General features: G+C 63.8%; 13 protein-coding genes. All 13 read right to left on the minus strand.

The window, feature by feature from the left end; all coding sequences use genetic code 11:
• Positions 1-73 precede the first annotated feature (73 nt).
• The 13 genes from VSR68_RS12090 to VSR68_RS12150 all read right to left on the minus strand — a co-directional run bounded on the left by VSR68_RS12090 (position 74) and on the right by VSR68_RS12150 (position 14,210).
• A complete protein-coding gene (locus VSR68_RS12090; RefSeq protein WP_342940067.1) occupies positions 74-1,003 on the minus strand; it encodes a fimbrial protein in 930 nt (309 codons plus the stop codon).
• Positions 1,004-1,174: 171 nt separating this feature from the next.
• Positions 1,175-3,805 (minus strand): fimbria/pilus outer membrane usher protein, encoded by a 2,631-nt coding sequence (locus VSR68_RS12095; protein ID WP_342940068.1) that lies wholly within the window; start codon positions 3,803-3,805, stop codon positions 1,175-1,177.
• A gap of 231 nt (positions 3,806-4,036) precedes the next feature.
• Positions 4,037-4,777 (minus strand): fimbrial biogenesis chaperone, encoded by a 741-nt coding sequence (locus tag VSR68_RS12100; protein WP_342940069.1) that lies wholly within the window; start codon positions 4,775-4,777, stop codon positions 4,037-4,039.
• 76 nt (positions 4,778-4,853) lie between these two features.
• Positions 4,854-5,423, minus strand: a complete 570-nt coding sequence (locus VSR68_RS12105; RefSeq protein WP_342940070.1) for a fimbrial protein — start codon at positions 5,421-5,423, stop codon at positions 4,854-4,856.
• 353 nt (positions 5,424-5,776) lie between these two features.
• Positions 5,777-7,195, minus strand: coding sequence for an MFS transporter (locus VSR68_RS12110; RefSeq protein WP_342940071.1), 1,419 nt, complete (start codon positions 7,193-7,195; stop codon positions 5,777-5,779).
• A 118-nt stretch (positions 7,196-7,313) separates the two neighbouring features.
• Entirely contained in the window at positions 7,314-8,753 is a 1,440-nt protein-coding gene (locus VSR68_RS12115) for an NAD-dependent succinate-semialdehyde dehydrogenase (protein ID WP_342940072.1), read from the minus strand.
• Positions 8,750-9,850: an aldo/keto reductase gene (locus tag VSR68_RS12120; RefSeq protein WP_342940073.1), complete on the minus strand. Its 1,101-nt coding sequence runs from the start codon at positions 9,848-9,850 to the stop codon at positions 8,750-8,752. The genes VSR68_RS12115 and VSR68_RS12120 overlap by 4 nt, the downstream gene beginning before the upstream one ends.
• A gap of 30 nt (positions 9,851-9,880) precedes the next feature.
• Positions 9,881-10,405 (minus strand): formaldehyde-activating enzyme, encoded by a 525-nt coding sequence (gene fae, locus VSR68_RS12125; RefSeq protein ID WP_342940074.1) that lies wholly within the window; start codon positions 10,403-10,405, stop codon positions 9,881-9,883.
• A gap of 601 nt (positions 10,406-11,006) precedes the next feature.
• Positions 11,007-11,297: an H-NS family nucleoid-associated regulatory protein gene (locus tag VSR68_RS12130; protein ID WP_090869800.1), complete on the minus strand. Its 291-nt coding sequence runs from the start codon at positions 11,295-11,297 to the stop codon at positions 11,007-11,009.
• Between the two features lie 124 nt (positions 11,298-11,421).
• Positions 11,422-12,621 (minus strand): serine hydrolase domain-containing protein, encoded by a 1,200-nt coding sequence (locus tag VSR68_RS12135; protein ID WP_342940075.1) that lies wholly within the window; start codon positions 12,619-12,621, stop codon positions 11,422-11,424.
• A gap of 64 nt (positions 12,622-12,685) precedes the next feature.
• A complete protein-coding gene (locus tag VSR68_RS12140; RefSeq protein WP_342940076.1) occupies positions 12,686-12,889 on the minus strand; it encodes a hypothetical protein in 204 nt (67 codons plus the stop codon).
• Positions 12,890-13,267: 378 nt separating this feature from the next.
• On the minus strand, positions 13,268-13,546 hold the full coding sequence (locus tag VSR68_RS12145; RefSeq protein WP_342940077.1) for a hypothetical protein: 279 nt from the start codon (positions 13,544-13,546) through the stop codon (positions 13,268-13,270).
• 73 nt (positions 13,547-13,619) lie between these two features.
• Positions 13,620-14,210 (minus strand): BON domain-containing protein, encoded by a 591-nt coding sequence (locus VSR68_RS12150; protein WP_342940078.1) that lies wholly within the window; start codon positions 14,208-14,210, stop codon positions 13,620-13,622.
• Positions 14,211-14,242: the final 32 nt, after the last annotated feature.

A 14,242-nucleotide genomic window follows, 5' to 3' on the forward strand; every position in this document is an offset into this window, starting at 1 on the left:
CGACTCGTGAGGAGGCTTGCTCGCCGCTCTTTGGCCAACCGCCGCGTCCGCGCGGCCGAAACCCCCTCGAACGCTATTGATAGGACATGGTGAAGGTCGCTCTACCCGCGACACTTCCCGGCACAAGTGTGCCCGAAGTCCGTACGTAACGAGCAGTAAGCGGAATTTGCATCGTTCCCCCCGCTGCCGTCCCTGCCGACCACTGATTGGTATTGCCTGCCACGGCTGAATCAGGTCCGAATGCGACGGGCGTGCTTCCATTCAGTATTTGCAGGCCAACTCCCGAGGCCGACGATCCGGGAGCCAATGAGAGAGTGGTCGTCAGGTTCTGCGGATTCGTCGCATCGGTGATCGTCACTGCAACCTTGACTCCCGCCGCGCAATTCAGGCCGAGCGGGACAGTCGTGTCACCCGTCGTGGATCCCGTGGTGACGAGTTTGTTCGAAAGCCCCTTCGGAAGATTGAAAGCAAGCGCCGGTGTGGTGACACTGCACGTGTTGCTGGTGATGGCCGTGCCGGGCGTCAACGATTGCGTCGCGGTCACGGTCGTAATGCAGCTTCCCGAAAATTTGACCATCATGCTCGGGAGTGTCGTTATCGAGCCCGTGCTCACGGGCCCGGTGACGACGAGATCCGCTCTCGTATAGTGCGCGCTCGCTCCGCTAGGAGAGGAAAGAGTCTGCGAAACGGGAACCTGAATCCATGAGCCGTTCCAGCCGTTAGTAATGTAAAAGCGCACGCCAATGCCAGGCACGTTTGTCTGGAACGTGAGCGGATCGCCGGGAAGAGGGGTGCCATTGACCGTGACGTCCTTCTGAACGTTGCAAGTCACGCTGCTCGCGGAAATACCAGCATTGTTAGCCTGACTCGACAACACCGTGCCAACGGGCACATCGCGCGACACCGCAGTTGACGCGGGAAACACCAGATTCGGCATCCCGTTGGTTGGGAACGTGATCGTGCCCGCCACCGCGCGAGTGATCGGCGCCATTAACGTCAGCATTGCGGCGAGGCCTATCATCGCTCGGCATACAAGCGCCTTCACACAACGTGCAGCTTGAGAGGCGTTTGATTTCAACTCGGCTCTATGAATTGGGACGTTGCTCATCTTTTCGATCTACCCGTTAAATACGTAACAGCGCCTCAACCTGGCCGCCACCGATGCCCGCGCTGTTCAGTTTCGCGCCACTTGAGCCAGCACCACGCCGAAACAGTGAGACTCAACGGACGTATAAGCCGCATCGGCCTTATCGCTCTTGCCCTTCACCGGCAGCGAATACTTAACGCCGCACTGTTGACCCGGCTCGTCGCCCCACTTCACCGTCAACGTGCCGTTGTCTTCCAGCCCGCGCGCGAAGATCCGGCTGTCCTGCGCGACGACGCCGACGTTGCGCCCGCTGCCATCGACAACATCCGCGCCGAACGGCAGCGCTTCACCGCCCATGCGCGGCGCGCGGATCAGCGCAGCGCGGCCCGTCGCCGTTTTGTACTTGAGCATCACCACCGAGCCGAGACGCGGCACCGCATGCTCGGAAGTCGATTCGAATTCGACATCCGTCGACGAGCCCTTCGGATCGATGTCCACCGTATTGGCCGCATAAGGCATCAGGTACGGCACGACGGCATAGCCGTGCGAATCGACCTTCACGCCCGTCGCGCTCGAAATCGACGCGCCTTCCGCGCCCTTCGCCTCGACGATGCCGAACGTGTCGCCGACGGTCTGCGAGAACGTCACGCCGCCCGGATGCGCGACGATCGAGCCGCTCACGCCCGCCGACATCTGCGACGAATTCGCGCCGCCGCTCGCCGATGCGGTCACCTGTGCGTACGGCGCGCGGTACACGCCGCTCACACCCGCGTTGGCGTTGACGGCCTGGCTCGAGCTTCGTCCGACCGTGCCGTACGCGTTATACGAGTACTGGTTGTTTTCGCCCGCCGTGCCGCCGATGCTCGCCTGCATGCTCGACGCGCCGCCGCTGCCCGCGTTCAGATTTGTCGACAGCATGGGCGCGTGCTGCGTATGACCGAGCGGGATCGTCGTGCTGACCATGATCTCGTTCGACAACGCGCCATCCGAATTGCGCGTACGGCTCGCGGTCACGCTGTACGTGCCGTACTTGAAGCCGTTCGAATAGCCAGCCTGATAGAACACGTCGTGGCCCGGGCGATTCCAGTAATGCTGTGACGACACCGTTGCAAATACGGAGCCGTGGTCCTTCAGGTTCTGGTTGACCGTCAGTTGCAGGCGGCCGCGCTCGCGATCCGCCGCGTTGATGTTGCCGCCGTGGATCGCGTAATCGCGCGTTCTGGCGGCGTCGGCCAAGTTGAGATAGCCCGCGTCCGAGTAGCGATAGGCGGCAACCGCGATGTTCGTGTCCGTCGGATCGATGAACTTGCTGTAGCCGATATGCAGGCTCTGGCCTTGCTGCGTCGCATAGCCCGGCACCTCCGTGCGCGCCGACGTGATGTCGGCAGCGAACGCGCCCAGCTTCGTGTTCAAGGCCACGCCCCCGTTCGCCGCCAGATAGCCGTTCGACGCGATCGCGCCGCCGTACAGCGTCACGAGATTCGTGAGCCCGCGCTGCAGCGTGAACTGCGTGAAGCCCGGCTTCGTTTGCAGCGAGTTGTCGCGCAACTGGCCCGCCGTGACGGCGAAGCGCGTCGTGCCCGGGCGCAGCGACTGCGCGACGGACGCATACGGCACCGTGAAGCTCTTCGTGCGTCCATCGGCTTCCGTCACCGTCACGTCGAGATTGCCGCCGTAGCCGGTCGCATACAGATCGCGGATTTCGAACGGTCCCGGCGACACGTTCGTTTCGTAGATCACCTGTCCGTTCTGGCGCACCGACACACGCGCATTCGATTCGGCCGTGCCGCGCACGATGGGCGCATAGCCGCGCAGCGATTCCGGCAGCATGCGATCGTCGGTGGCGATCTGCGCGCCGCGAAACGACACGCTGTCGAACACGTCGCCCGTCGTCTGCGCGTCGCCGAGCGTCACTTGCGAGCGCAGCTTCGTGACGTCGTGCTGGACATACGTGGCGATGTTGTCGAACTGCGTCGGCTGACCCGTCGATGCCGTCACCGACGACTGATGCCGGACATGCCACGCGCCGATGTTCACGCCCGCGTTCAGGCCGAGATATCCCTGCGTCGAATGCGCGCCCCCGCTATTCGACTGGTAGGCGTTCGCGTTGTAGCTGAGAAACCCCGCATTCACGCCGTTTTCCCACAGATCCGGCGGCACGTAACCGCGCGCCGCATTGCGCATGTATTTCTGCGGAACCGAAAGCGCCAGCTTCTGTTCGGTGAAGTCGAAATCGACGGTTGCGCCCGGAATTGCAGCGCTCAGATCAACGCATTCGTCGGCTGTCGGGTGCGCCGCGCCCTGCCGCGTGTCCGCCTCGATCTTCGCGAAGTCGATACCCAGTCCTTCCAGCATCTTGCGCGACAGGCACGCACGCGCGCTATCGCCCTCGTGCGCGGCGACGAAGCGCACGCTATCGCGCGCCACGCGGTTGTCGTTGACCCAGATGTCGACCGTATAGGCACCCGGCGACACCACGTTGCCACGCGCAAAGCGAGCGACGTCGACCCGCTCGCCCGCGTCGACTTGCAGGAACGTCGTGTCGAAGACAACAGTGCCGTTCGATTCGACCGGGTTGGCCGCATCGGCATGCGCCGAACCCGCGCAACCGATCACCGCGAACGCGGAGAGCACAACGGCCGTGACGGGATTCAGCACGAACGAACCCGCCGGTTGCCGATTGGGAGATTGCGATTGTTTGGAATGCGAACGCTTCATGACGGGCCGACTTCGATTGCTGCGAAACGGAGGTCTCTCGATGAGGTACGAATCGATGTTATGGATTTACGAGATAGAAGTACCTAGAAGGAATTCGATTTTTGAGATGCCCCTGAAGCCGCGCGCAAAGGCACAGCGCACCGCACTGTGATGCGCACCGAACATTTGCGAAATAAAGGGAAAACGCCGGCGTTCGGGATGCGGACGCCTCGGCAAGGGATGAATCCGGCGTTACGGCGTAAGCGTCGCGTCGCCTTCGATTGCGCCGCCGAAGTCGTTGATGGCGACGTAGTGAACCTTGGCCGACTGCACACCCGCCATCTGCGGCACGGGGATGATCTCCTTGCCGTGCGGCGCGACCATGCCGCCGCTTTCGTTCTTGAATGTGCGTCCGTTCGACGTGACGTCGATTTCGCTGAACGACACGTGATACGCAGTCGGATTCGACACAGCGAGAGCCTGCCCTTTGCCTTGCGGCGCCGGCACGACTTTCCAGTCCAGTTGGCGCGGCGCGTCTTCCGGCGAGCCCTGCAATTTCGGCGGACGCACGAACACCTTGATGCGCGTGCGATAGGCGAACTGCAGCGTGTTCGCGTCCGGAGCCGCGTCGGCTTTTGGCGGAATGTCGAGCACGTTGAGCCAGTACACGGACTCGCGATCCTGCGGCAGCGCCGCGCCGCTATACATCACACGCAGCATCTGCGACTTGCTCGCGTCCATGCGGAAAATCGGCGGCGTGATCACGAAGGGCGCGTTGCCGGTGCCGGGCTTCGCGTCGGCGTTGCCGTCGTCCATCCAGACCTGAACCAGCGACGGCGTGCGGCTGTCGTTGTTCAGCTTGACGGTCACTTCGCGCTGATCGAGCGGATACACGACACGCGTGCCGCCGACCGTCACGCTCGCATGGGCCACGCCCATCAACAGCGCGCTCATCGAGCCCAGAGCCGCCATCCATCGATACATCGCTTTCATCGCTTGACCTTTGATCCGATTCCGACATTCGCCCGTCGTCAAGACGCTTGCCGACGCAAGCGCCTTGTACTGCGCTTTACTGATATTGCATCGTGTATTGCACGGTCGTATTGACGCTACCTGCTTGCGCCTTGCCCGTCGCGTAGTACTGCGCGAAGTAGTTCAGCACGGCCGCGCCGCCGGAGATCGTCGCGCCGTTGGCGGCGATGTCGTTGTTGGCACCCGTCAGGATGTTGATCGGCAGCATCTGCGCGTTCAGGAGGCGCACTTCAACGTTCTGCGCCGGCGATGCCGAAGCCTGGTTCACCAGATAACCGCTGTTCTGATCGACGGTCGGGCCGTTCTCGAAGTGCGCGACTGCCTTCGTCGCAGTGCCCGAGCAGCCGCTGAGCGCCAGCTTGATGTCGCCGAGGTTCGACGTGCCGGCGACGGCGCCGGCGCTCGCCAGCGAACCCGTCGGGACCGTCGGCAACGTCGTCGTCACATTGGCAGGCGAGCCGCTCGCCACGCCGTTGATCGAGCAGGTCGTGTCCGACACCGCGCCGTTGATCGTGATCGTGCCGTCGGCAGCGTGCGCCGTGAGCGACATGAGGCTGACGATGCCCGTAGCGACGACGACGGCTGCGGAAATGATGCGCTTTTGCATTGAATGCTCCAGATACCTAAATGAAGAAGAAGAGTGGTTTATGAAACTCAGCGGAATCGTGGTGTCATCACGTCGAACCGCTGGTAAATCACAGGCGCCCGCTTGTCCATTTCGTCAGCGCCCGGCACGAACGGAATCCTAGAAAGTTCGACATCGAGAATCCCTCAAATAAGTCCCAAAGTACCGAGATGTGCGTTTCGCCCGGCATGAACGAAATCTTAAAAATGTCGCGCCCGAAAGACATTAGAAAAAGTTCGAAAAATCTCGACGGGCCGCAAAGAAAGCAAAAAGCCCGAAGCCCCCGACGGGGCTTCGGGCCTGTGCCGAAGCAATGGATCGCTGCGTGTGAAGCGCTACACGCCGCTCGCCTGATTCAGCGTCATATGCTTGGTCTCAGGCGCCCATGCAATCGACACGATCATGCCGACGAGCAGCACCGCGGCCAGCGCGAGCATCGTCGAATGAAAGCCGAGCCGCGCGATGCCGAGCGGCAGCAGGAACGTGCCGACGGCCGAGCCGAGCCGGCTGCACGCAATCGCGAGACCGACGCCGCACGCGCGTACTTCCGTCGGGAAGCACTCGGGCGGAAACACGCCGACGAGATTCGAGAACGCCGACATCGTCAGCGTGAACACGGCGAACGCGACGATCATCCAGAGCGCCGCCGACTCGGGCAGCATGCTCAACGCGATCAGCGACACGCACGTCACCGCGAACGAGCCGATCAGGAAGCGCCGGCGCGACAGCGCGATCGTCAGCCAGATGCCGAGCAGCGCGCCGAGCACGAGAAAGCCGTTGAGCAGGAAATCCGCGCCCGAGCCGTTGTCGAGATGTATCGCCTTGAGGATCGACGGCAGGAACGTGTAGATCGCGAAGTACGGAATCACGAGGCACACGAAAAACGCGCAGTTGAAAACCGTGCGGCGAATCAGATCGGCCTTGAACAGCCGCGCGAAGCCGCCGCTCGCATGCGCATGATCGTCGTGCGCGCCATCGAGTGTGACGTTCGGGCCGAAGTGTTTCAGCACGACGGCCTGCGCCTCGGCGATGCGCCCCTTGCCATGCAGCCAGCGCGGCGACTCCGGCGTGCCGATGCGCATGACGAGCACGGCCAGCGCGGGCACGCCCGCCGAAGCCAGCAGCCAGCGCCACGCATCGGGCGACGCATCCGCGTAGTACATGCCGAGCACGTTCGCGACCACGTAGCCGATCGTCCAGATCACGCTGAACGAACCGAGCAGCGTGCCGCGATGCTTGCGCGGCGAGAACTCCGCGAGGATCGCGTGACCGACGGCAAAATCGCCGCCCATGCCGAAGCCGATCAGCACGCGCAACGCGCACAGCATCGCCGGCGACGTGACGTAGAACTGCGCAAACGCCGCAAGCGTGATGATCAGAAAGCTCAACAGGAAGATGCGCTGCCGGCCCATGCGGTCCGATAGCCAGCCGAACACCAGACTGCCGACGAAGATGCCCATCAGCGCCGAACTGCCGATCATGCCTTGCCAGAACGCGTCGAGCGGCATCTGCCTGTTGAGCATCGCGAGCGCATAGCCGATCGTGCCGAGCGCGTAGCCTTCCGTGAAGTGCGCGCCGAACGTGAGCCCGGCGATCTTCACGTGGAACGCGTTGAGCGGCACATCGTCGAGCGGAATTGCGTCGCCGCACGCATGCGGAGGGTGGTGGGAATCGTGGAAATTGGCGCGCGCGTCGGCGCGCGGCGAATCGGAAGCGAGGCCGGATGGCCGCGCAAGCAGGTCCTGGTCGGTCAAGATGATGTCTCCTTTGTTATTGCTTGATCGCGCAATCGCGTTATCGTGCGTCCCGCAATTCGCGCCGGGACGCGTACCCCTGGCTCTCCGCCGCGCGTGGCGGATGCAGCTTCGACGCTTAGCGCGCGAGGCCGCCCATCATCATGTACTTCAACTCGACGTACTCATCCATGCCGTACTTCGAGCCCTCGCGGCCGAGTCCCGATTGCTTGACGCCGCCGAACGGCGCGACTTCCGTCGAGATGATTCCTTCGTTGATGCCGACCATGCCGCTTTCCAGCGCCTCCGCGACCCGCCACGCGCGCCCGAGGTCGCGCGTATAGAAGTACGCGGAGAGGCCGAACGGCGTATCGTTCGCGGCCTCGATCGCCTCGTCTTCCGCCTTGAAGCGGAAGCACGCGGCGACGGGGCCGAAGGTTTCTTCTTCGGCGATCCGCATCGATTGCGTTGCGCCGACGAGCACCGTCGGCTCGTAGAACGTGCCGCCCAGCGCGTGACGCTTGCCGCCCGTCAACGCCTTCGCGCCTTTTTCGAGCGCGTCGGCGACGTGCGCTTCGACTTTCGCGAGCGCGGCCTCGTTGATCAGCGGACCTTGCTCGACGTCGCCCTTCAGCGCATCGCCGATGCGCATCTTCTTCACGGCTTCCGTCAGCGCTTGCGTGAACGCGTCGTAGACGCCGTCCTGCACGTAGAAGCGGTTGACGCACACGCAGGTCTGCCCGGTGTTGCGGAACTTCGACGCGATCGCGCCTTGCACGGCGGCATCGATGTCGGCATCGTCGAACACGATGAACGGCGCGTTGCCGCCCAGTTCCAGCGAGAGCTTCTTCAACGTATCCGCCAACTGCTTCGCGAGCAGCTTGCCGACACGCGTCGAGCCCGTGAACGACAGCTTGCGCACGACGGGCGACGCGGTCAGCACGCCGCCGATCGCGACGGCATCGCCGGACACGATGTTGAACACGCCCGCCGGAATGCCCGCGCGCGCGGCGAGCACGGCGAGCGCGAACGCCGACAGCGGGGTTTCTTCCGAAGGCTTCAACACCATCGTGCAACCGGCCGCGATCGCGGGGCCCGCCTTGCGCGTAATCATCGCGAGCGGGAAATTCCACGGCGTGATCGCGGCGACCACGCCGACGGGCTCGCGCGTCACGATGATCTTCGAGCCTGGCTTCGGGCTCGGAATCACGTCGCCGTAGCTGCGCTTCGCTTCTTCCGCGAACCATTCGAAGAAGCTCGCCGCGTAGCCGACTTCGCCCTTCGCTTCGGCGAGCGGCTTGCCCTGCTCGCGCGTCAAAAGCTCGGCGAGCGCATCGCGATGCTCGAGCATCAGCTCGCCCCAGCGCTTCACGCGCGCGCCGCGTTCCTTCGCGGTCAGCGCGCGCCAGGCGGGAAACGCGCGCCCGGCGGCATCGATCGCGTGCGCCGTTTCCTGCGCGCCGCCCTTCGCGACGTTCGCGATCACCTCGCCCGTCGCCGGATTGCGAACCGGGTACGTGTTCGCGCTTTCGTACCACTCGCCGTCGATGTAGTGGCCCGTGCGGAGAAATTCGCTCATGCGGCTTTCTCCACTGCTGTCTCCACTGACTGATTCGCTGCCTGATTTGCTGTTTGTGCCTGGCACAGATCGGCGACCGTATCGGCGAACACGCCTTGCGCGAGACGCGCTTCGCGCGCGATGCGCCTGCCCGCCGTGTAGTCGTTGATCAGATCGCACGGCGTGTAGTTGCGCTCCAGTTCGTGCAGTTCTTCCGCGTCGAGCTTCGTGCTCAACGCGGCCAGCGCGCTGTCGAACTGCGCCGGCGAATCCGCGCCGACCAGCATGCTCGCGACGCCTTCGCGCTGCAGCACCCATGCCTGCGCGATCTGCGCCGCCGACACGCCGCGCTTCGCCGCGACGCGCGCAACGGACGCCGCGATCTCGCGCGATGCCGTGTCGCCGTACATTTGCGCGGTGAAGAAGTCGGTCTGATTGCGCGTCGATTGCAGATCGCTCGTCAGCAGACCGCGCGCGAGCGGACTGAACACCGAAACACCGACGCCCTGATCCTGGCAGTACGGAATCATCTCGCGCTCTTCCTCGCGATACGCGAGGTTCAGTTGCAGTTGCATGTTGACCGGCTTGTGCCAGCCGTTGCGCTCGCAGACCTGCATGATCTTCGCGAACTGCCACGTGTACATCGTCGATACGCCGATGTAGCGCGCCTTGCCGGCGCGCACGATGTCGTTCAGCGCGGCCATCGTTTCCTCGACGGGCGTGTTCACGTCGAAGAAATGCAGCATGTAGACGTCGACGTAGTCCATGCCCAGACGCGTCAGCGATCCGTCGATGCCGTCCATGATGTGCTTGCGCGAGTGGCCGCCGGCGTTCTGATACGCGCCCATGTCGTAGCCGACCTTGGTCGTCACGACGATTTCCTCGCGGCGCGCGAGCCGCTTCAGAATGCGGCCGACCACTTCTTCGCCGACGCCCGTCGAGTAGAAATCCGCGAGGTCGATGAAGTTGACGCCGGCTTCGAGCGCGTGGCGCACGATCGGCTCGCTTTGCGCTTCATCGAAAATCCACGGCTTCCATTGCGGCGTGCCCATGTTCATCGTGCCGAGGCACAGACGCGAAACCTTCAGGCCCGACTGGCCCAGGCGAACGTATTCCATTGCTTTGTCTCCTTTGTGCCGTCGGCTGGCTTAACGCTGCTTCGGCGTGTAGAACGGGTTCGACACGTCGCGCGCGGCGGCGAACACTTCTTCCTTGCGCGGCAGTCCTTTCATCGCGGCGACGATCGCGTTCTTGCACGCGCGGTAGTTGTTCTCGAACACGGCGTCGAGATCGTCGGTCTTCGGGTTGACCCAGTTCGCCGACACGACGACCCAGTCGTTCTCCGCTTCAGGCGGCAGCGTGCCGTTCTCCAGCGATTCGGCCACCGCCTTCGCGATGCCCGCCTGCGATGCGCCCCACGTCGCATTGCCATGGAAGTCGCCTTCGATTTGCGCCTTGTTGACGTATAGCGTCAGCGGCTTGGTCGGCACGCCCGGACGCGCGATCACGACGAACGGCGCGTGTCCCGCAGACGGCGTCGACAGCGCCGTGGCGAATGCCTGACCAGCCGGACCGTTGCGCGGACCGACGAGCACGTTGATGTGCGCGAGGTTCACGCCCGGACCTTCGAATCCTTCGCCGATAAACAGTTGCTTTTCAGTGGTAGCGCTCATGGTTTCCGTTCCGTCAGGTTTGAGTGGATGCGCGGATTGTGCTGTCCGGAACGCGCGACGATGAATCGATGTTTTTTGATCCGGGGTATGAGGCGGACTCAACTCCGGGTTTCCACCGAGCGAGTAGGCATCAGGGGATCGGCGGCGGAATGCGCTGAGGTGAGCGTTTTCGGGAGAGACGAAAAGCGGCGGCCAATGCGGCCCGCCGCGCAGCCGATGCGCGATCGGCAAGCGCTGTTCGTGTCAGCGAATCCGGAAGAAGAAGCGCGCGGCCGCGCTTCCGACGGCGCGCGCAAACGCTTGTCGCACAAGGCTTTTCAGACGGTCGCGCGGGCTGGCCGACGCGTGTGCGTGGCTGCTTCGACAGGTCGTTCGCACGCCGCCTGAACGCCGGCCTCGCGAGCCTCGACGCGCGTCACATCGGATAAAGGTGAGGATTTTCGGGACGCCCGCAACGGTGCGCGCGGCACCTATGCATTCGCTCACTGCACTTCAAACTCAGACAAAGAACGATGCCGCTGCGGGACAAGAAGGAATGAGAGGAAAGGACATCGACGCGCCGATGCACGCGCGTCATGCATCAGCGAGCAGTCGGCACAACTCATTCGCCGATCAAAAACTTCTCGCGATTCTTGCCCGCAAGCCAGGCCGGCGCGCGGCCACGGCCGCTCCAGGTTTCGCCCGTCTTCGGGTTGCGATATTTCGGCGGCAGCGCAGCCTTGTGCGGCGCGCGCGCCTTCGTCGAGAACCCGAGCTCTTCGGCAGTGATGCCATACTCGGCGATCTTCTGCTTGATCTCGGCGATCGTCTGCGTGACTTCCTGCTCGCGCGCCTGTTCCATCTCTTTCTGGAGCTTTTCGAGTTGCGCGGTCAACTGTTTGTATGTGGCCATCTGGCAAGGTCTCCATGCGTGTCCGTACGGCAACTGTGACCGTGTTGGACGTAAAAAGTGCCGGGTAGGAGTGTAGTGCCGTCAGAAATGCATCGGTAGTGCGCGTTGTCAAAACATGACGAATTTAGTCGTCGATCGCATCGTACAGACGGCGCTCGAACTCGACGACCATGTCGAACGGTTCGACGGAGCGTCGCTGGATCAACATCTGGCCGATCATGTTCTCGACGGGATCGGCGAACCAGCTGGTGCCGAATGCGCCTGGCCATCCGAACGATCCCGTCGACCGATAGCCGAGCGGCAACTGCTGCGCCGGATCGTCGACGATCGAAAGCCCGAGGCCGAAGCCCTGCCCCGACCACTGCACGTGTCCGATCGACGGCATCCGGCGCTGGTCGCGCGCGAGAAAATTCGTGCGCATCAGATCGACAGAGCGATGCGACAGCAGACGCACATCGCCGACGCGGCCGCGTCCGAGCAGCAGGCGCGCGAACTGCAAATAATTTTCCGCCGTCGACACGAGCCCGCCGCCGCCGCTCTGAAAGCGCCGCGGGTTGGCCCAGCGGCTCGCTTGCGGATGATCTTCGACGACGCGCCGGCGCGAATCCGGGTCGATCGCATAGGCAGTGGCAAGTCGCGAGAGCTGCGCGTCAGGCACGCAGAACGCCGTGTCCCGCATGCCGAGCGGCTCGAAGATGCGCGTGCGGAAGAAGTCGCCGAGCGACAGGCCGCTGATCCGGTGGATCAGCACGCCGAGCACATCCGTCGCGATGCCGTAGTGCCAGCGCGAACCGGGATGGAACATCAGCGGCAGCGTCGCGATGCGCGCGAGCCATGCATCCGGCCCGTGGCCCGAATCGAATCCGTTGAACGCGCAAGCGTAGGCATCGGCGAGCGGCCCCGTCGACGTGAAGTGATACGCGAAACCCGCGCGATGCGTGAGCAGATCGAGCACCGTGATCGGCGCGCGCGCGGGCTCGGTTTGATCGAGCGCGCCGGCGGGATCGCGCAGCACGCGCGGCGCGGACAGTTCCGGCAGCCACTGCGCGACGGGCGCATCGAGCGTGAGGCGGTCTTCTTCGACGAGCATCATGATCGCGGCGCTCGTCACCGGCTTGGTCATTGACGCGATGCGAAACAGCGTGTCGCGCTGCATCGGCAGACGCCCGGCTTCGTCGCGCCAGCCGCGCGCGTCGAAGAGCCCCGTCTCGCCGTTTCGCCACGCGAGCGTGACGACGCCCGCCACTTCGCCGCGATCGACATAGCGCTGCATTGCATCGGTCAACCGGGCAAGACGCGCGGCCGAGAATCCTGCTCTGTGCATCGACGGTCCTCGTGGGCAGTTGGCGAGGCGCACATCGCGCAATAGCGCGAATGGCGCAGCGCGCTCAGCGCTTGTAACGAACTTCGAGTGCATGCAGCGCGTCGCTGAGCTTTTGAACACGCCTGACCTGCGACGGCACCAGCGGCGCCAGCGATACCGAGTCGATCCGGCTGCGCCAGTATGACAGCGGAATGCCGTCGGCAGCCGAAATGCGCGATATCACGTGTTCGAGGTGCTCGATATCCTTTTCGATCTGTTCGTGATTCATTGCCTTCCCCGTGGTCCCTCGCAAGGCGTTATCGGACAGCACGAAATATGCCGATGAAATCTCGTGCTATCTGGTCTCTGTGACGTTGTGCTGCTGCACGCTTTCCGAAAACCGGATGAGCCGCGTGTCTGGTGATTGCGACGGTTAGCGCCGCAGAACTTTGCTGCGTTCTTTACCGGGCAATTTATACGAGGAGATCGTTGCGTTCAGTTGGGCGCCGCACGGAAATCCGTCGCGCGTCGTGCCGGTGCGACGTTTCGGTGAGTCGTGCTACGAAGAGATGAAGGGCTGCGCGCGCAGCCCGGCGTCGCGGATGAAACCGGCTACGGCTCGGGGAAAGTCAGGGGCGGGGAAAAGTCGACGAGAAAAACGCGCCGCTCACTTGCCGCGGCACGCGTACAACAGGCTGCGCACGCCGTTGTTGGTCGTCGTGCGCATCGCATCGAACGCGCCGCCGCACATCGCCTGCGCCTGCTGCTCGCAGTTGTCGGAGCCGGCGGGGCACTGGACGAGCGTAGTCGGCCGGCCGTCCGGCGAGAACAGCGGCGGCGCGCTGCTGCACGCGGCGAGCGCGCCCGTCATCGCCAGCGCGGCGGCAAGCGACGCGCCACGGACCCAGCGCGCCGGGCGTGCCGCGGATGTTTGACTGCGTTTCATGGAAGACCCCGTTGGCTACTTGTTTTTCGACGAACGCGATTGTGCCATGGCCGCCTTGCATTGCGTCATCAGGCTACTGCGGCTGTGCATCGGGCTGTGCATCGGGCTTCATGTCGGGTTGTGCAAGCGTCTTGTAGGGCATTGCCCCATGCGTGCCCGTCGCGATGCGCACGAAAACCTGTTCGACATCGGGTATCGCTTCCAGTTGCTGTTGCAACGCGTGCCGGTCGAACGATGCGGGCGCGCATCCTTCCGCGTAGACGAAGCGGCGCTGCACCGTGATCCACAGGCTCGTGCCGTCGAATGCATGCGGATTCGTGAAGCGCGCGTGAATGGCGCCGGCGATCTCCGGGTCGTACATGTACGAGTTCGGCTTCGTGCACTTGTGCGCGAGCCAGCACGTCGTGCCGCGTTCCACGCGATAGTGCGCGTCGTCCTCCATCTGCGCGCGGGTCATCATCGGGCCGAGCGGCACGGGGCAATCGGCGATTGCATGCGAGAGCGCGAAGAACGGATCGTTGTACCAGTTGCGCCGTTCCGTCGATGCAGCAGCCGTAGCACCCGAACCGGCCATCGGCGCCTGCTGCGCATGCAGCACGTCAAAAGCCGCGCTCGCGATGAACAGCATGATGCCCGCACTGATGCCTGCGCCCCGGCGTGTCATGGCCTCGTCTCCTTGGGTTGTGCTTTCCGTCG

Source organism: Paraburkholderia phymatum (assembly GCF_038900715.1).
In the GTDB taxonomy this organism is placed as follows: Bacteria; Pseudomonadota; Gammaproteobacteria; order Burkholderiales; family Burkholderiaceae; genus Paraburkholderia; species Paraburkholderia phymatum_A.